Origin of the sequence: Skermanella stibiiresistens SB22 (assembly GCF_000576635.1) — a bacterium.
Taxonomy (GTDB): domain Bacteria; phylum Pseudomonadota; class Alphaproteobacteria; order Azospirillales; family Azospirillaceae; genus Skermanella; species Skermanella stibiiresistens.
The window spans coordinates 113063-131520 of record NZ_AVFL01000010.1 but is presented as its reverse complement, the minus strand read 5'-3'; the positions used below and the strand labels follow the sequence as shown (position 1 = coordinate 131520).

Sequence of the window (18458 nt, the reverse complement as noted above, 5' to 3'; positions counted from 1 at the left end):
ACCGGCGCGCGGGCGCGCCGACTTAGAGCCGGCGCGCGGATTGGGAGAGACCTGACTTAATGTTCAAATCCGTTGGCGCGAGCCGGCTCCTGTGGCTGCTCGCCTTGTCGCTCTCCGTCGCCGCCGTTTTCCAACCGCAACTCTCCACCGGCTTCGCCTTCGTCACCGGCGACCGTTTCGACGGCTTGATCGAAATCAGCATCCTGGAACACTGGCACAACGTGTTCCGCGGTTTGGCGGCGTGGGACACCACCAACTACTTTTTCCCCTACGACGGAACGCTGGCCTATAACGACGGCTACTTCCTATTCGGGGTTTTCCATTCGATCTTCCGGGCGATCGGCGTCGATCCCTTCCTGTCGGCGGAGATGGTCAACATCACCTTCCGGGTGATCGGTTTCGCCTCGACCTATCTGCTGTCGCGGCGGGTGCTGGGGCTCCGGGCGGGCTGGTCGATCCTCGCCGCGATCCTCTTCACCATCGCCTCCAGCACCTTCCAGCAATCGAGCCACGCGCAGTTGCTGACGGTCTCGCTGGCGCCGCTGACGCTGTGGCTGGCGGCGCGGTGCGCCCTGGCGCTGGCGGCGGGCGGCCGGGGGGAGGCGCTGGGCTGGGGCGTGGCGACGGTCTGCCTCTACGCCATGTGGCTGCTGACCGCCTTCTACATGGCGTGGTTCCTGGCGTTCTACGCCATCCTGTGCGTGGCGGCGCTGCCGCTGACCGGCGGGTTCGGCGTGGCGCGCGAAGCGTCGCGGGTGGCGCTCCGACGGTTGCCGATCCTGGCGGTGATCCTCGCCGTGCTGGTCGCGGCCCTGATTCCGTTCCTGATCCTGTATCTGCCGAGGGCGTCCGAGACGGGCATGCACGACTTCAGCGTCGTCTGGCCTTATCTCGGCACGCCCTGGGACTTCGTCAACACGGGGCCGAACAATGCGGTGTTCGGCGGCGTGATGGGCTGGCTGAACGCCAACTTCCCGACGCGCTTCCCGGCCGATGGCGAGCGTGTCGTAGGCTTTCCCCCGGTGATGCTGGCGTGTTTCGCGTTGGCATCGATCTGGTGCTGGCGGCGCGTCCCGCTCCTGCGGGCGCCGATCCTGGCGGTGGCGATCTTCTGGCTGCTGACGCTGAAGGTCGCCGGCGTCTCGCCCTGGGTCCTGGTCTATCACTGGGTGCCCGGCGCCAAGGCCGTCCGCGTCGTGGTCCGCTCCTACATCTTCTTGACCTTGCCGATCACCCTGATCACCGTGGTTGGGCTGGCGGGCATGCTGCGGAGCCGGTCCCCGGCGCTGGCGGGCGTGCTGGCGCTGGCCCTGGTGCTGGAGCAACTGAATTCCGGAACCGTGGCGTTGATCGACCGCCGGGAGGAGAACCGCCGGCTGGCCGCCCTGCCGCCGCCTCCCGCGGAATGCCGCTCCTTCGCGGCGATGGTCTCCCGCGAGGGTGGCCAAGCCGGGCTGCCGGATGTGATCAACCGGTACAGCCACAATGTGGACGCGATGCTGGTGGCGGAGGTCGTCGGGTTACCGACGATCAACGGCATCTCGTCGTTCAATCCGCCCGACTGGGACTTCTCCAACACGTCGCACTTCGATTATGGGATCCGGGTGTCCGACTACGCCCGGCGCCACGACATCGAACAGGGCTTGTGCGGACTGGATCTGGCGGGGTCGCGGTGGGACGTCAAGCCGAGGACGGTGTCGCCCATTCCCTCGACGCCCCTGTCGGAGATGGTTTCCGTCGCGGCCGGGCAGGCCGGCGCGGTGTCGCTCGGGGCGGACTGGTGGGCGCCGGAACCCTGGGGCGTCTGGGGGCAGGGACGCTCCACGCTGTGGCTGAATCCGCCGCCCTCGGAAACGGCCGGCGACCGGTCCTTCAGGCTGACGGTCGTGACGCGCGTCTTCACCCGTCCGCCGGATCCGACCCAGCGGGTGGTGGTTCACGCCGATGGCGTGCGGGTGGCGGTCTGGGACGTCTCCGCCGCTACTGGCGAGTTCACCGCCACCGTGCCACGATCGGGCGACCGGCCGGTCAAGGTGGAGTTCGAGGTCGAGCGGGCGGCCAGTCCCGCCGCGCTGGGCCAGAGCATCGACGGCCGGGTCCTGGGGCTGGGCCTGACGGGGTACAGGCTGGACCCGATGTGAGCCGCGACCCGTCACCGCCAGCACAAGGAAGTCATCGCCGATGAGCGATTCACGTCAGCGGTCCCGAACCCGTGTCGACACTCTGCTGGTCGAGCGCGGCTTGGTGGAGAGCCGCGCCAAGGCGCAGGCGCTGATCATGGCTGGGCTGGTCTATTCCGACACCCTGCGGATCGACAAGGCGGGCCACACGCTGGCGGACGATGCGCCGCTGTCGGTCAAGGGGCAGGATCACCCGTGGGTGTCGCGTGGCGGGCTGAAGCTGGTCGAGGGGTTGGATCATTTCGGCATCGATCCGACCGGGCTGACCTGCCTGGATGTCGGCGCCTCGACCGGCGGCTTCACCGACGTCCTGCTGGCGCGCGGTGCCGCCAAGGTCCACGCGGTCGATGTCGGCCATGGGCAGTTGGCGTGGAAGCTGCGGCAGGACCCGCGCGTCGTGGTTCTGGAACGGACCAACGCGCGCCACCTGACGGCGGCGGAGATCCCGGAACCGGTCGATCTGGTGGTGTGCGACGCCAGCTTCATCAGCCTGATGACCGTGCTGCCGGCGTCCCTGGCGCTGACCCGTCCGGGTGCCCGTCTGGTGGCATTGATCAAGCCGCAGTTCGAGGTCGGCAAGGGCAGGGTCGGCAAGGGCGGAGTGGTGCGTGATCCGGAGCTGCATCGGGAGGTTTGCGACACCGTCTCGGCGTGGCTGTCCGGATTACCCGGCTGGCGTCCGCTCGGTATCGCCGAAAGCCCGATTCTGGGGCCGGAGGGCAACAAGGAATTCCTCATCGGGGGAGTCCGGGACGACTGACGGGTCACTCCCCTTGCGTACCCCGTGTCACACAATGAGCAGCGACGACGAATCACACATTAAAGGTAAATGAGGCGGCAAACTTCCGAAGAACCAGTACCGGAAAATCCATGACGGTCCAGACAACCACAGGCGGAAGAAACCGCGAGAAGGGCCGCCAGGAGATCCAGGGAAACGTCCTGTTCCGCCATCTGAACTCGGCCATTCCGATTCTCATCTGGATGTCGCCTTTGATGTCGGGCCTCTTGTCCTTGCACATGGGCAAGAGCATGGCCTGGGACCTGCTGCACTATCATTATTACAACGGCTACGCCTTCCTCAACGGCCGGCTGGGCGTCGACATCCTGCCGGCCGTCTTCCACACCTTCCTGAACCCGGTGCTGGACATCGCCTTCTACGCTGGGGTCGAGACGCTGCCGGCCCGCGCCGTCGGCTTCATCCTGGGCGTGATCCACGGTTTCAACATCGTGCTGCTGTTCCACTGCGCCCGGCTGGTGCTGGGGCCGCGGGTCAAGGGCAGCGTGGCGCTGCCCAACCTGCTGCCGGCGTTCCTGGCCGCCGCCGGCTTCGGCGGCGCCGCGGCGATGGGCACGCTGGGATCGTGGCATCACGACCTGATCGCCAGCCTGTTCTTCCTGGGAGCTTTGCTGATCCTGCTGTCGCCGCCGATCGGCCCGGCCAAGCGCCACCCCTGGCTGCGTCCCGCGGGCGCCGGATTGGTGGTGGGGATCGGTCTGGGGCTGAAGCTGACCCTGGCGCCATTCGTGCTGGCGATCGTCGTGGCGCCGCTGGCGTGCAAGGGTCCCGTCCGCGATCGCTTGCTGTACTGCGTCGCGGCGGGTTGCGCGTCCGTCGTGGGCCTGCTGGCGTCGGGCGGCTTCTGGATGCTGCGGATGCGGGAGGAGTTCGGCAACCCGTTCTTCCCCTTCTTCAACCGGCTGTTCAACTCCCCCTTCGCCGCCGCCGGCGATGGGCGGGACCTACGCTACCTGCCGACCGACCTGCTGGAATACCTGATCTATCCCGTCATCTTCAGCTTTGACGGCGACCGCATTTCGGAGGCGCCATGGCGCGACTACCGGCTGTTGAGCGCCTTCGTCGTGGCGGCGCTCCTGCTGGTGGTACTGCCGGTACGGCGGATGGTCCGCTGGCGGCTGGATGGCGGCACCTTCACCGGCCCGAACGCCCGCATGATGCTGTGGACGGCCCTGGTCGGCTATGGGGGCTGGCTGGTGCTGTTCTCGATCCACCGATACGCCGTGCCCCTGGAAATGATGGCGCCGCTGCTGCTGTGCGTCATGCTGGTGGCGCTGCTCGGCACGCGGCTGGGTGTGACCGCGACGGTGGCGTGTTGTCTGGTGCTGGTGGTGACGACCGCGAAGTCGGATTTCGCCCGCAAGGACTGGGGCGACGAGCCGTTCGTCGGCGCAGCCGTCCCGGCGCAGTATCGCGGGTTGCGCGACGCCGTGATCCTGATGGCGGGCCGCGGCGCCGACGCGCATTTCATCCCCGCCTTCGACCCATCCAACCGGTTCCTGCGGCTGGACGGCTTCGACTATGTCTACCGGGCCGACAATCCGTTCACGCGGCGGGCGGCGGCCATCGTGTCGGGCCACGAGGGGCCGGTGTACGGCATGTTCCGCCGCGACCGCCGCGGGCAGGGGGTCGAGGCGGCCTTCCGGTCGTTCGGCTTCGCCATCGACGACGACAGCTGCGCCAAGGTGGAGTCCACCGTCCGCCCGCCCGAGCCGACATTCCTGTGCCGGCTCGTTCCCACGGCGGCGCGCTGAGTGGGTTCAGCGCGTCAGGCCGGTCGGCGGCATGGTCAAGGTTTCGGCGGCGGGATCGCGAACCAGCGGAGCCAGTTCCCGGAGCAGCGGCTGGAATCGGGCCAGCATCGCCTGTGTGGCGGCGGCCGTCCGCGCTTCCGACGCGCCAGTGACCAGATCGACCACTTGGCGGAACGGTGAATCCGGCTTGGGGAAGATCTCCACGGTCACCGCGGCGTCCTGGGCCAAGCCGGCGGCTTGCCGCGCGAAGCCCAGCGCCGTGTCCATGTCGCCCAACTCGTCGACCAGACCCAGCGCCTTAGCCTGCGCTCCCGTCCAGACGCGGCCCTTGGCGATGTCGCGGACGGACGTGACCGGCAGCCGGCGCGCCTCGGCGACGTTGCGGACGAAGGCTCCGTAGATGTCGTCCAGGATGGCGTCGAGCCGCTGGGATTCGGTATCCGAGTAAGGCGTGAGCGACGACCACATGGAGGCGTGGGCACCCTTGGAGATTTCCCCCCATTCGATGCCAAACCGGTCCCACAGCCCTGATGTGACCATCTTGCCGGCGACGACGCCGATCGAGCCGGTGAGGGTGCCGGGTTGGGCGACGATCCTGTCGGCGTTCATGGCGATCCAGTAGCCGCCGGACGCGGCGGCCTCGCCCATCGACACGATCACCGGCTTGCCGGCCTCGCGCGCCTTGACCAGGGATCGGCGGATCGTCTCGGAGGCCACGGCCGAGCCGCCGCCGCTGTCGATCCGGAACAGGATGGCGCGGACCTGGGGATCGGCGGCGGCCTTGTCGAAGGCCTCGACCATGTCCTCCGACCCCATCGACGTGCCGCCGGACAGCGGATCGACCCCGGTCTTGCCGCTCTGGATCGATCCGGTGCCGTAGATGACCGCGATGGTCGGCCCCGAGACATGGGGGCGCCCGGCGGAGCGCAGGTAATCGGCGCCGTCGATCAACTCCGCCCCGGCCCCGGCGCGCGCCAGCGCGGCGCTCCGGACCTCGTCGAAGTAGCCGATCTGATCGACCAGCTTTGCGGCGACCGCCTCGCGATCCAGGAAAGGTCCGCGATCGATCAACTGGCGGAGCGCCGCCGGGTCCATGCCCCGTCCCTGGGCGATGCCGCTGACCAGTTGGCCCTCCAGGTCACCGATCAGGGCCTCCATCATCTCGCGGTGGGGCTCCGTGAATCCCTTCTCGGTGAAGGTGTTCATGAAGCTCTTGTATTCCTCCCGGTGCCGCAGCTCGGGCGTGATGTTCAACTCGTCCAGCGCGCCGCGCGCGAAGGGAACGGAGGCGCTGACGCCGGTGAGTCCAACCAGGCCGACGGGTTGCAGCCAGATCCGCTCGAACCCGCTCGCCATGTAGTACGACCGGTCGCCCGGCCCCAGCTCGCCGAAGGAGTGCGAGAAGGCGAAGGCGAAACGGTCGCTGGCGCGGAACCGCTCGACCGCCGCCCTGATCTCCTGCGCCTTGCCCGTACCGATCTGGTCGCCGCCGAGTCGGGCGACGACGCCCTTGACGCGGGGGTCCATGCGTGCCCGGTCCAGCGCGTCCACCACGTCGCGCAGGCTTTCCGTACGCGCGAACAGCGCCTCGGACAAAGGGTCGGCGGGCACGTACTCGGCGAGGTCCTGGTCGAGATCCAGGTTCAGGACGATGGTGTCGGAGACTGGTTCCTCGCGGTCCCAGGCCTTGTACGCCAGGTACCCGCCGCCGGCGGCCACGACGACGACGATCAGGCCGATCAGCGCGAACAGCCCCCTGAAGAAGCGATACATCATGACTCCCGGTTTCGCTCGGCCGCGTCCCGACCGCATCATTCGCCTATCTGTCCATCTGGTGGTACTCGGGGTTGGGCATCATATCAACCGCCGAAGCGACCCGGTTCGACATGTTGTAGAAGCCGGCGACATCGGCGATGTCGAAGATGTCGGCGTCACCGAAGCCGGCGTCGCGCAGCGCCCGCCGGTCCGATTCCCCCATCAGATGTGGTGTTTCCGTCAGCTTCCAGGCGAAGTCGAGCATCGCGCGCTGGCGCGGCGGCAGCGGGGCGACACGGTAATTCATCACCAACATCTCGCCCAGTTGGGGATCGCCCGAGAGTTTCCGGACCGCTTGGCCGTGGGCGGCGAGGCAGTAATAGCAATGGTTGGCGGAGGAGACGACGACGGCGATCATCTCCCGTTCCAGCTTGGACAAACCGCTGTCTCCCAGCATCAGTTCGTTGTACAGCTTGATGAACGTACGCAGCTTCTCCGGTCGCGAGGCGTAGGAGCGCAGCACGTTGGGCACCAGGCCCAGCTTGTCCTGGCACTTGGCGAAATACGTCTTGAGGTCGTCGTCCAGGGTGTCCGCGTCGGGTACGGGCAGGGCCATCGCGTGATTTGGCTGTGGCAAGTGTGCGTCCTCCTGTGATCTGGCGGATCTTCGATGATCCGTCTATTGTACGCTGCTGATACAGTCTTATGTGTGCGCTGGGTTGGCAACCCCAACCGTCGCCGAATGCTGGAACCGACCCCAGCCGGTTTCGTACGTCCTTAGAAACGACATCGGACACCCCGTTCCAAATGTTATCGTTCCAAGTCGTGGCTCAACCGTTGGCCCAACCCGCGACCGGTACCGTGGTCGTGCCCAAATGACCGCCCTGGCCGACGGCGAAGTGATTGGCGATGGCCGCCGGATCACCGATCTGCTCAGCGAGTTCCGGGAGAACTTGCCCCCGGACCGCGTGACCTTGGCCGATCTGGTCGACGCCCTCAGTCATCGGGCGTTTGGCGGATTCATGCTGGCGATGGCGTTGCCCACCTTGCTGCCGCTGCCGATCGGCATGGCGATCGTTTTCGACCTGCCGCTGGTGATCCTGTCTGTTCAGCTGATGCTGGGCCGGCAATCGGTTTGGCTGCCGCGCGGCCTGCTGAAGGGGAGCGTCAAGCGCGATCAGGCCGCGCGCATGCTGGACAAGTTGATCCCCAGGATGCGCAAGCTGGAAGGTTTCCTGCGTCCCCGCATGCTGTGGATGACCTCGGCGTTCGGCGAGAGGCTGATCGGAACGCTGTGTGTGGCGCTGTGCGTCGTGTTGATGACACCCATCCCATTGCTTGGCTGGTTCCCCGCCATAGCGCTCTGCGTCATCTCGCTTGGGCTGGCGGAGCGGGATGGCATGATGCTGCTGGCTGGCTTCGGCTTGAGCGTGGCGACCGTCTTCGTGTCCGCCGCCATTCTAGCCGGGGTGGTGCAAGCGGGAGAGGCCTTGTTCCCATTCATCGGCCTTTGAGGCCGAAATCGCGGATGCGGGCCGCGCCTGGTTGAGGATGTCCTGGACGACGCGGCGCAACTGCTCGGCTTGAACCGGCTTGTGCAACAGGTGGCTGCCATTGGCGCGGGCTTCCCGCAAGCGCTCGGGTGCCGTGTCGCCGGTCATGATGATGGCGGGAAGATCGCCGCCGATCCGTTTCCGCGCCAGCGCCACGGCGTCGGCGCCGGTGGCGCCTTCCGGCAGCCGATAGTCGGCGATGATGAGTGATGGGGAGCCGGCGACTCCATCGAGGACGGCTCCCAGTTCGTCCAGCGATTGGGCGTTCATCACCCGCAAACCCCACTCCTCCAACAGCATGGACATCGCTCCCAGGACGGCTGGATCGTCCTCCACCAGAAGGATCTGGTGGCGCTGGTCCATGCCCGTGCCGGCGCCGTTCGCGATCGAAGCGGCCGGCGTCTCGGCGACGCTGGGACGTGGTTCGGCCAGCGGTATGGTTATGGAGAAGGTCGAGCCCTTGCCTTCCGTCGAGCGCAGTTCCACCGGGTGGCCGAGCATGTCGGCGATCCGCCGGACGATGGCGAGACCGAGGCCGAAGCCCCGGCTGCGGTCGCGCTCCGGATTGCCAACTTGATAGAATTCCTCGAAGATCTTGTGCCGTTGCGCCATTGGGATGCCGGCACCGGTGTCGACCACCTCGACCCGGATCGCTTGGCCATGGCGCCGGCAGCCGAGCAGCACGCGGCCGGACGCGGTATGGGCCACCGCGTTGGCGAGCAGGTTGCGCAGGATGCGGTTCAGCAGGTCGGGATCGGTGGCGACGTCGTGATGGCAGGGAACGCAGCGCAGCGTCAGGCCCTTCAACTCGGCTTGGGGGGCGAATTCGGCGTGCAGGCTTTGCAGGATCGCGCCAATGGGGACCGGCTTCCGCGTCGGCTCGATCAACTCGGCGTCCAGCCGCGACAGGTCCAGCAAGTCACCCAGCATGCCATGGACGGCGTCGATCGAGGATCGCACCCGGTCCAGCACCTCCCGCGCCTTGGAGTCATCGATCCTGCCCTCCAGCACGCCCAGGAACAGCGAGGCGGCCTGGATCGGCTGGCGCATGTCGTGGCTGATGGCCGCCAGGAACTGTGATTTGGCGCGGCTGGCGCGTTCGGCCTCTGCGTTGGCGGCGGCGAGTTCCTGCTCGCTCCGCTTGAGCCGCGTCACCTCGGTCGAGATGCCGCAAACGTAATATTTGCCGTTCCGCTCGTCCCGGACGCGGAACTTGCGGGCCAGGAAGTCCTTGGTCTCGCCGTTGACGATGGCGGTCTCGTCGAAGGTGAGGGTCTGGCCCGTTTCCAGGACCATCAGGTCGTTGGAACGGAAATGATCGGCCAGTTCCGGTGGAAAGAAATCCGCGTCGGTGCGGCCACGCGCGTCGGCGTCGCTGATGCCGAAAGTGCGCTCGCAATGGGGATTGATCTTAACGTAGCGGCCATCGGCGTCCTTGATGTAAAGGATCGCCGGGACCTGATCGAAGAAGGCCCGCAGGAAATGGCTGAGGTTGACGTCATCCATTCCGTCCCGGGAGGAGGCCGTCCCGGTCTTTTCCTCCGCTTCGGCAGGCCCTTCGCCCATGGTCATTCTGAACCGTTCGCATCAGTGTCGGAGAGAAACGCATGCTGACTTGATTCGGCCCAACCTGAATTTGAATATACTACATCAGAGGTTGCTGGTCACCTCATCCGCCGCACTGCGCGCGATGACGCATCATGTGGTCGGCCAGAACGCAGGCCATCATCGCCTCGCCGACCGGCACCGCCCGGATACCGACGCAGGGGTCGTGGCGCCCCTTGGTCAGGATCTCGGTTTCGTTGCCGTCGATGTCGACGGTCTGGCGCGGCGTCAGGATCGAACTGGTCGGCTTGACCGCGAAGCGCACCACGATGTCCTGTCCGGTCGAAATGCCACCCAGGATGCCTCCCGCGTGGTTGGATAGAAATCTAACAGAACCATCCGGATTGATCCGCATCTCGTCGGCGTTACCCTCGCCCGACAGTTCGGCCGCCGCGAAGCCGTCACCGATCTCGACGCCCTTGACCGCGTTGATCGTCATCATGGCGCGCGCCAGATCGCTGTCGAGCTTGTCGTAGAGCGGGTCGCCCCAGCCCACGGGAACGCCCGACGCCACCACCTCGATCACCGCGCCGACGCTGGAGCCACTCTTGCGCACCTCGTCAAGGTAGGTCTCCCACCGTGCCGCCGTCTCGGCGTCGGGGCAGAAGAACGGGTTGGCGTCGGTCTGGGACCAGTCCCACCGGTTCCGGTCGATCGCGTGGGGGCCGACCTGGACCAAGGCGCCCCGGATGGTCACGCCGTCGCCGAGGACCTTGCGGGCGATGGCGCCAGCGGCGACCCTGGAAGCGGTCTCCCGCGCGGATGACCTGCCGCCGCCGCGGTAGTCGCGGATACCGTATTTTTCCTGGTACGTGTAATCGGCGTGGCCGGGCCGGAACTTGCGCGCGATGTCGCCATAGTCCTTGGACCGCTGGTCCTGGTTCTCGATCATCAGCGAGACGGGCGTTCCGGTGGTCAGGCCCTCGAACACGCCGGATAGGATGCGAACCGTGTCCGGCTCGCGCCTCTGGGTGGTGAAGCGCGACTGGCCGGGCTTCCGCCGGTCCAGGTAGCGCTGGATGTCCTCCTCGGTCAGCGGCAGCCGCGGCGGCACGCCGTCCACGACGGCGCCAATGGCGATCCCGTGGCTCTCGCCCCAGGTGGTGAACCGGAATGCCGTGCCGAAGCTGTTGCCCGCCATGACCTCAGCCCTTCGCCGCGCTACCGGTCAACCCTTGCAGGAGTTGCGCCGTCTCGGCCGCCGAATCGACCGCGACCATGCCGACGGTGTGATAGCCGGCGTCGACGTGGTGGACCTCGCCGGTGACACCGCTGCCCAGATCGCTCAACAGGTAGAGCGCCGAGCCGCCGACCTCGGAGATCGTGACGTTCCGCTTAAGCGGCGCGTTCAACTCGTTCCACTTGAGGATATAGCGGAAGTCGCCGATGCCGCTGGCGGCCAGCGTCTTGATCGGTCCGGCCGAGATCGCGTTGACACGGATGTTGTCGCCGCCTAGATCGACTGCGAGGTACCGTACGCTCGCCTCGAGTGCCGCCTTGGCGACGCCCATGACGTTGTAATGGGGCATGACCCGCTCGGCGCCATAGTACGACAGGGTGACGATGCTGCCGCCGTCGGTCATCAACGGAGCGGCACGCTGGCAACAGGCGGTGAACGAATAACAGGAAATATCCATGGTCCGCGCGAAGTTGCCGCGCGAAGTGTTGAGATACTTGCCGTCCAGTTCGTTCTTATCCGAGAAGGCGATCGCATGTACCAGAAAGTCGAGCTTGCCCCACTGGTCCTGAATGGCCTTGAAGGTGGCGTCGAGGCTCGCTTCGTCGGTGACGTCGCAGGGCACCACGATCGGGGATTTGACCGATTCCGCCAGCGGCTTGACCCGCTTGCCGAGGGCGTCGCCCTGGTAGGTGAACGCGAGTTCGGCGCCGTGCGCGGCGAGCGCGCTGGCGATACCCCAGGCGATCGACCGTTCGTTGGCCACGCCCATGACCAGGCCACGCTTGCCGGCCATGAGTTGGGAGGATGTAGACATCGAGGCCTCGTTGATGTGCTGTCGGCGCTTGAAAACGGGCCGCATCGTACACGAAAGATAAGGGCGGTCAAAGGCGGGATGACCGGTGTTGGGACGAGACCGGCGCCGCGTCGGGGGAGCGCGTGATGGAGTTCCGGCTGAACCGCCAGTCCGAACGGGTCAAGGGGCTGCCGCGGCGCCTGCGCGACTTCGCGAGCTTCGTCCAGTACCTGTTCAAGCGGTACTTCGAGGACGACTGTCTGACCACCTCGGCGGCGCTGACATACACCTCGCTGCTGGCGGTGGTGCCGCTGATGACGATCGGGTTCGCGATCTTCCGCGCGTTCCCCGCCTACGAGATGCTTCAGCAGCAGGCGCAGGCGCTGATCCTGCACAACATGGTGCCGGAGGTCGGCGACGCCATCCAGGAGACGATCACCCAGTTCGCGGGCAACGCCGGGCAGCTGACCGCCTTCGGCATCGTGGGATTGGCGGTCACCTCGGTCATGCTGTTTTGGACGATCGAGGGTTCCTTCAGCGCGATCTGGCGGGTGTCCGAGCCGCGCTCGCTGGTGACCCGCCTGCTGGCGTTCTGGACCATCCTGACCCTGACGCCGCTGCTGTTCGGCGCCAGCCTGTCGTTCTCCAGCTACCTGCTGGCGACGTTCCGGCTGAACACCGAGGACCAGTTCCTGCGGACGTGGCGTCTGATGCTGCCCGGCATGTTCGAGTGGATCGGCTTCACCCTGATCTACCTGCTGATCCCCAACCGCGCCGTCCGCTGGCAGGACGCCGTCCTGGGGGCGTTGGTCGCCGCGATCGTGCTGGAATTGTCCAAGGGGCTGTTCGGCTGGTACATCACCCAGTTCCCGGCGTACCGGACGATCTATGGCGCGTTGTCGACCATCCCGATCTTCCTGCTGTGGCTGTACATCGCGTGGTCCACCGTGCTGGTCGGCGCGCAGATCGCGGCCGCGCTGCCGGAGTGGCGGGCTGGCAAGATCACCAAGATCGGACCGGAGGGACTGTTGCCGGCCCAGCGCGTCGCGGTGGCCCTGGCCGTGCTGGCGGAACTGCTGCGGGCCAGCCACCTGGGCGTGGGCATGCGGCGACACACCCTGATCGGTCGGGTGCCCGTGGGCGGCGCCGTGATCGACGGCATGCTGGAGCAATTGCGCCAGAGCCACTGGGTCGCCCGGACGAGCCAAGGTGCCTGGGTGACGACCCGCGATCTCAGCTCCTCCACGCTGCACGATCTGCTGAAGGGGCTGGGCATCGGCCTGCGCGGCACCGTGCGGGGGGTGGGAGCCCTGGACGCGCCCTGGCAGGAGCGGTGCGCCAAGCTGCTGGAGGCCGCCGACGAGTCCGAGAAGGACCTGCTGTGCATCTCCATCAAGGATCTGCTGTGCCCGCCGCACGATACCGCCAGCTTCCTCGACTACGGCCGGCGCCGGGCCGGGGAATAGCGCGGCAGCGGGCTGGTGCGGGGAATAAGGCTGGATCATGCAATAAATCGTCCCGATATCGCCCCCTGATAGTCGAAATGCGGCCATGATGCAGTGACGGCGCTCACTGCCGGATCACTCCCGCTCTGCGAGGGGTACGGCTCGAGACCAATACAGGGTATGGTTCAGGGAGAGTGTGATGGCGGTTTCGTTTAAGCTGAATGGCAAGCCGGTCACCTTGGAGGTCGACCCGGAAATGCCGCTGCTATGGGCGGTCCGGGAGTTCGCCGGATTGACCGGAACCAAGTTCGGCTGCGGCATGGCCCAATGCGGCGCCTGCACGATGCATGTGGAGGGCCAGCCGACGCGGTCGTGCTCCATGGCGGTGGGCGATGTCGAGGGCCAGTCGGTCACCACGATCGAGGGTCTTTCCGGCAAGGCCGCGACCGCGGTGCAGGCGGCGTGGGAGAACATCCAGGTACCGCAATGCGGCTATTGCCAGTCGGGTCAGATCATGTCCGCGGTCGCCTTGCTGGAGCAGACGCCCAAGCCCAATGACGAGGACATCAACGCGGCGATGAGCGGCAACATTTGTCGATGCGCCACCTATGTCCGCATCCGCGCGGCGATCCATTCCGCTTCCGACATGATGGAGGGCTGAGCGATGCTCAAGGATTTCGCGAAGGGTTTCGAGGCGAACGATTTCGGTGTCGAGACGAAGCCGAGCCGGCGCCGCTTCCTCCAGGGTGGCGCCGCGGTCGCCGCCGGACTGACGATCGGCTTCCACTGGAACGCCGGGATGCCGAAGGTTGCCCTGGCGGCGGCTGGCACCGGCACCGACAGCGCGGGCGGTTTCGTGCCCAACGCCTTTATCCGGGTCGGTACGGACAACACGGTCACGGTGCTGTCCAAGCATTTGGAGATGGGGCAGGGCGTTTATACCGGCCTCGCCACCATCGTCGCGGAGGAGCTGGACGCCGACTGGTCGCAGATCCGCGTCGAGGGGGCTCCGGCGGACGCGGCGCGCTACAACAATACGGCGTTCGGCCCGGTCCAGGGCACCGGTGGCAGCTCGTCGATCGCCAATTCCTATGATCAGCTGAGGATGGCGGGTGCCACCGCCCGGGCCCTGCTGGTGGACGCGGCCGCCGTGGACTGGAATGTCGATCGCGGTGGCATCACGGTGGAGAAGGGGGTCGTGTCGCACGCGGCGTCCGGTAAATCCGCCACCTTCGGCGATCTGGCGGCCAAGGCGGCGGCGATGCCGGCTTCGGTGGCGTCCACGGTGACGGTCAAGGATCCGTCGAAGTTCACCCTGATCGGCACGTCGGTGCCGCGGGTGGATGGCAAGTCTAAGACCAACGGCACGGCGCAGTTCGCGCTCGACGTCGTGTTGCCCGGCATGGTGACCGCCGTGATCGCCCGGCCGCCGGTGTTCGGCGGAACGGTGAAGGCGGTGGACGACAAGGCGGCGCTGGCGGTTCCGGGTGTGGTCAAGGTCGTACAGGTTCCCTCTGGCGTCGCGGTGGTCGCGACCAACTTCTGGGCCGCCAAGAAGGGCCGCGAGGCGCTGGCGGTCGAGTGGGACCGATCCAAGGCGGAGACCCGCGGCTCGGCCGAGTTGCTGGCGGAATACAAGGCGCTGGCCGAAAAGCCGGGCCTGCCCGCCCGCAAGGACGGCGATGTCGCCAAGGCCCTGGCGGGTGCCGCCAAGACGGTGACGGCATCGTTCGAGTTCCCCTATCTGGCGCACGCTCCCATGGAGCCGCTGGACTGCGTCGTCAGGCTGGACCAGACCGGCTGCGAGATCTGGGCGGGCGACCAGTTCCAGACGATCGATCAAGGCAACGCCGCGGCCGCGGCCGGCTTGAAGCCGGATCAGGTCAGGATCAACACGCTGATGGCGGGCGGCAGCTTCGGCCGCCGTGCCAACATCGTCTCCGACTACATTGTCGAGGCGGTCCACATCGCCAAGGCGCTGGACAAGGGGACGCCGGTCAAGCTGGTCTGGACCCGGGAGGACGACATCCAGGGTGGCCGGTATCGGCCGATGTATCACCACACCCTGACGGCGGGTCTGGACGCGTCGGGCAAGCCGGTGGCTTGGCAACACCGGATCGTCGGCCAGTCGATCGTCGACGGGACACCGTTCGAGGCCGTCATGGTCAAGGATGGCGTCGACGGAACCTCGGTCGAGGGGGCTTCGAACCTGCCCTACGACATCCCGAACATGCTGGTCGATCTGCACACGACGAAAGTTGGCGTGCCGGTCCTATGGTGGCGGGCGGTCGGCAGCACGCACACGGCCTATTCGACCGAGGTCTTCGTCGACGAGCTGGCCCATGCCGCCGGCAAGGATCCGGTCGAGTTCCGCCGGGCGATGCTGACCCATCATCCGCGCCACTTGGCGGTGCTCAACCTGGCGGCGGAGAAGGCTGGCTGGGGCAAGCCGCTGGCGGAAGGCAAGGCGCGTGGCGTCGCGGTGCATGAATCATTCTCGACCTTCGTGGCGCAGGTCGCCGAGGTCACCATGCGACCGGACGGATCGGTCAAGGTCGACCGGGTCGTTTGCGCGGTCGATTGCGGCGTCGCCATCAACCCGGATGTCATCCGGGCACAGATGGAAGGCGGCATTGGCTTTGGCCTAGGGGGTGTGATGTATGGCGAGGTGACGCTGGACAAGGGGAAGGTGGAGCAATCCAACTTCCACGACTACCGCGTCCTGCGCATCGAGGAGATGCCCGCCGTCGAGGTCCACATCGTCCAGTCCAACGCGGCACCCACCGGCGTTGGCGAACCGGGTGTTCCCCCGATCGGGCCGGCGGTCGCCAACGCGGTGTTCGCCGCGACCGGCCGGCGCATTCGGAACCTGCCGTTCACCCGCGACATGAACGTGTGATCACGCGCCGCCGCTGGTGGGTGGCGGCGCTCAGGTGACGACGAAGAACGCGATCACCAGCGCGACAGCGGCGAGCACGAAGGAGATGGAGAGGACATAGCGTCCAACCCCCTCCTTCGTCGCCTGCTTCGCGTCGACCGAGTTCACTTGCTTTTCCGCCATGGTCAAATCGCTCCGGAGTTCGAAAGGTTGGTTGTCATCGTCGGGACTGGCCGCTCCGTGGGGAGATCCGGTTCCGGCGACGGTGCTGGAGGCACATCGGGCGGCCCTGGATTGGGCAAATCCTCGTTGGGCAGCGGCGCCCTGTCTGGCGGGAGTGGCTGCGGGGGAATCATGATCGGCCTCCACTGGAATTGCGTATCCACCACTAACAAGTGAAACCGCATTTCCGCCCTCTCGGATGGTCAAGTTCGTGGCGGCGGGGGCTCGAAAGGTTTGGTGATAGTTGACGTATCGCCATCCGGTGGCGATCGGTAGGTCGTGAAACTTGAAATCTCGTGGGTTCGTAGGTCGGGTAGAGCGAAGCGGCACCCGACAAGCAGGCGAGTTGGTGTCGGCTGCCGCTTCGCTTTAGCCGACCTACGCCCAATCGATGGTTTTATTAAGAAAATACTTTTACAAACCCGCGCTGGTTTCATCCAGCACCCGGGATTTCGGCAGCAGGACCGTCACGGTCGTGCCGACATCGACCTCGCTGGCGATGGTCAGGGTTCCGCCGTGTAGTTCGACGAAGTTCTTGCTGATCGTCAAACCCAGGCCGGTGCCGTCGTACTCGCGGCTGAAGCTGCCATTGGCTTGCTGGAACGGTTCCATCACCAGCCCGATCGCCTCTTCCGGGATGCCGATTCCGGTGTCGCGGACATGGATCGCGATGTCGCCTGCGGGATCGATTCCGCCGGAGATGGTGATCACGCCGCCTGAATTGGTGAACTTGACCGCGTTGGATAGCAGGTTCAGCAGGATCTGGCGGAGCGTCCGCTCGTCGGCCATGACCAGGGGGAGGTCGTCGGCCAGAAGGGTTTCCACGATCAGCCCGCGATCCGCGGCCTGACCGCCGACGATGGACAGGGCGGTACGGGTCACGTCGCGGATATCGACGGCGGTCTCGAACAGCTGGTACTGCCCGGCCTCGACCTTCGACATGTCCAGCACGTTGTTGATGATCTGGAGCAGGTGCTGGCCGCTGTCGTGGATGTCCTTGGTGTAGCTGGCCTGCCGCTCGCTGAGCGAGCCGCCATAGCCGGACTCCAGCATCTCCGAGAAGCCGATGATCGCGTTCAGCGGAGTGCGCAGCTCGTGGCTCATATTGGCCAGGAATTCGGATTTGGCGCGGTTGGCCCGCTGGGCGTCGTCGCGGGCGGTGCGCAGGCGCCGGGCCATCTCCTCAAGGTCGCGACCCTGCGTTTCCAGCCGCGTCTTGGTCTCCTGGAGTTCGCGGATCTGGCCGCGCAGATGCTTCTCGCGCCGGACCGCGCTGGAAATGTTCTCGATCTGGATCAGGCAGCGCCGGGTGCCGTCGTCCGAATCGAGGGCCCTGACCAGGCAGAGCTGGTCGATCGGGTCTCCAAAACGGTCGCCGGCCAAGCCGCGCAGGGGGAATGGCATCGGGTTGAAGGCGTGGGATATGAAACCCGCCCGGCCGTGGTGCAACGCGTCGCGGATGGCGCCGTGGGCGCGCGTGCCGGAGACCTCCGGCCACAGATCCGTCAGCCGGGCGCCGAGCGCCGTCGTCTCGGCGATGCCGGAATGTACGGCGAGCCACCGGTTCCAGACGACCACCCGCTCGTACCGGTCGATCACCAGCAAACCGAAGTCGCTGTTATGGACAATCAGATCGGAAAGACCCGCGGGAATTGACATGAAGGACTCGTTCCCCGACCAGTCAGCTGTCCATACTGGCCAGGAAGGCGCGGACCGCCGCCTGCAAGGCCTGGATCGACGCGATGTCCTGGAGGAACAGCACGTGACCCTCGATCAACTTGGCGAACAGGCCGAAGTCGACGCGGATGATCAGCACATAGGAGTCCACGGTGACGCCATTGGCCGAGCCGATGATCTCCTCCGGCCGGCCGATCTGGTAAACCGGGATCTCGGTGCGGATCTCCGCGTGCAACAGGTTCGCGAAGCTGGCGAGGCAGTGGTTGAGGATGACATTGCCGACTTCCGTCAGCGCCTCCTCCTCCAGGTCGGTCATGTCGCCCAGGGGAGGGCTGTCGGGCATCAGCCGGCGCACCAACTCCAAGCTGCTTCCTTCAGGGAAGATCAGCATCGCTTGGCCATCGAACGGACCGGCGAAGGTCTGGCGGACCGCGCAGATGCGCTCACCGACCGGGCAGCCCAACTGCTCGGAGGCGTCGGATCGGCGGACGATGTCCAGGCTCGGTACGGACAACGCCACCTCGGCGTCGACCATCTGGCCCAGGGCGCTGGCGGCCCGGCCCATGCCGAGATTGAACAGTTCGATGATCGCGTCGTGTTCGGGCTCGCTCAGTCGCATG

15 protein-coding genes are annotated in these 18458 nt (G+C 66.4%); 7 read left to right on the top strand and 8 right to left on the bottom strand.

The window, feature by feature from the left end; genetic code table 11:
* The first annotated feature begins 59 nt into the window (after positions 1-59).
* The 3 genes from N825_RS15360 (at position 60) to N825_RS15350 (ending at position 4730) form a co-directional block, all read left to right on the top strand.
* A complete protein-coding gene (locus tag N825_RS15360) occupies positions 60-2141 on the top strand; it encodes a hypothetical protein (protein WP_051512411.1) in 2082 nt (693 codons plus the stop codon).
* A gap of 40 nt (positions 2142-2181) precedes the next feature.
* Positions 2182-2940 carry a TlyA family RNA methyltransferase gene (locus tag N825_RS15355; RefSeq protein WP_037453419.1) on the top strand — a complete coding sequence of 253 codons (759 nt, stop codon included), beginning with the start codon at positions 2182-2184 and terminating at the stop codon, positions 2938-2940.
* A gap of 110 nt (positions 2941-3050) precedes the next feature.
* On the top strand, positions 3051-4730 hold the full coding sequence (locus N825_RS15350) for a hypothetical protein (RefSeq protein ID WP_037453416.1): 1680 nt from the start codon (positions 3051-3053) through the stop codon (positions 4728-4730).
* Positions 4731-4736: 6 nt separating this feature from the next.
* Here the strand turns inward: N825_RS15350 and sppA are convergent, their stop codons facing one another.
* Positions 4737-6506, bottom strand: coding sequence for a signal peptide peptidase SppA (sppA, locus tag N825_RS15345; RefSeq protein WP_245613129.1), 1770 nt, complete (start codon positions 6504-6506; stop codon positions 4737-4739).
* Positions 6507-6549: 43 nt separating this feature from the next.
* Positions 6550-7122: a peroxidase-related enzyme gene (locus tag N825_RS15340; RefSeq protein WP_037453413.1), complete on the bottom strand. Its 573-nt coding sequence runs from the start codon at positions 7120-7122 to the stop codon at positions 6550-6552.
* Positions 7123-7360: 238 nt separating this feature from the next.
* Here N825_RS15340 and N825_RS15335 point away from each other — a divergent pair, with 238 nt between their 5' ends.
* A complete protein-coding gene (locus N825_RS15335) occupies positions 7361-7999 on the top strand; it encodes an exopolysaccharide biosynthesis protein (RefSeq protein WP_051512410.1) in 639 nt (212 codons plus the stop codon).
* On the opposite strand, the gene N825_RS15330 is transcribed toward N825_RS15335, so the two are convergent.
* From N825_RS15330 to fabI, 3 genes are all read right to left on the bottom strand, one after another.
* Complete coding sequence (locus N825_RS15330) at positions 7946-9544, bottom strand: ATP-binding response regulator (protein WP_198038341.1); 1599 nt, start codon at positions 9542-9544, stop codon at positions 7946-7948. The genes N825_RS15335 and N825_RS15330 overlap by 54 nt on opposite strands.
* Before the next feature lie 163 nt (positions 9545-9707).
* The gene (aroC, locus tag N825_RS15325) at positions 9708-10784 is read right to left on the bottom strand and encodes a chorismate synthase (RefSeq protein ID WP_037453410.1); all 1077 of its coding nucleotides are present in this window, start codon (positions 10782-10784) and stop codon (positions 9708-9710) included.
* 4 nt (positions 10785-10788) lie between these two features.
* Positions 10789-11637 carry an enoyl-ACP reductase FabI gene (gene fabI / locus N825_RS15320; protein WP_037453714.1) on the bottom strand — a complete coding sequence of 283 codons (849 nt, stop codon included), beginning with the start codon at positions 11635-11637 and terminating at the stop codon, positions 10789-10791.
* Positions 11638-11762: 125 nt separating this feature from the next.
* Between fabI and N825_RS15315 the strand changes: the two genes are divergently transcribed.
* The 3 genes from N825_RS15315 (at position 11763) to N825_RS15305 (ending at position 15960) form a co-directional block, all read left to right on the top strand.
* Complete coding sequence (locus N825_RS15315) at positions 11763-13082, top strand: YihY family inner membrane protein (RefSeq protein ID WP_051512408.1); 1320 nt, start codon at positions 11763-11765, stop codon at positions 13080-13082.
* Between the two features lie 178 nt (positions 13083-13260).
* The gene (locus N825_RS15310) at positions 13261-13722 is read left to right on the top strand and encodes a (2Fe-2S)-binding protein (protein ID WP_037453408.1); all 462 of its coding nucleotides are present in this window, start codon (positions 13261-13263) and stop codon (positions 13720-13722) included.
* Positions 13723-13725: 3 nt separating this feature from the next.
* Positions 13726-15960: a xanthine dehydrogenase family protein molybdopterin-binding subunit gene (locus N825_RS15305; RefSeq protein ID WP_051512407.1), complete on the top strand. Its 2235-nt coding sequence runs from the start codon at positions 13726-13728 to the stop codon at positions 15958-15960.
* A 30-nt stretch (positions 15961-15990) separates the two neighbouring features.
* Here the strand turns inward: N825_RS15305 and N825_RS40790 are convergent, their stop codons facing one another.
* The 3 genes from N825_RS40790 to N825_RS15295 all read right to left on the bottom strand — a co-directional run bounded on the left by N825_RS40790 (position 15991) and on the right by N825_RS15295 (position 18457).
* On the bottom strand, positions 15991-16122 hold the full coding sequence (locus N825_RS40790) for a hypothetical protein (protein ID WP_281174364.1): 132 nt from the start codon (positions 16120-16122) through the stop codon (positions 15991-15993).
* 453 nt (positions 16123-16575) lie between these two features.
* On the bottom strand, positions 16576-17820 hold the full coding sequence (locus N825_RS36545) for a sensor histidine kinase (RefSeq protein WP_051512406.1): 1245 nt from the start codon (positions 17818-17820) through the stop codon (positions 16576-16578).
* Positions 17821-17842: 22 nt separating this feature from the next.
* Complete coding sequence (locus tag N825_RS15295) at positions 17843-18457, bottom strand: hypothetical protein (protein ID WP_037453702.1); 615 nt, start codon at positions 18455-18457, stop codon at positions 17843-17845.
* Position 18458: the final 1 nt, after the last annotated feature.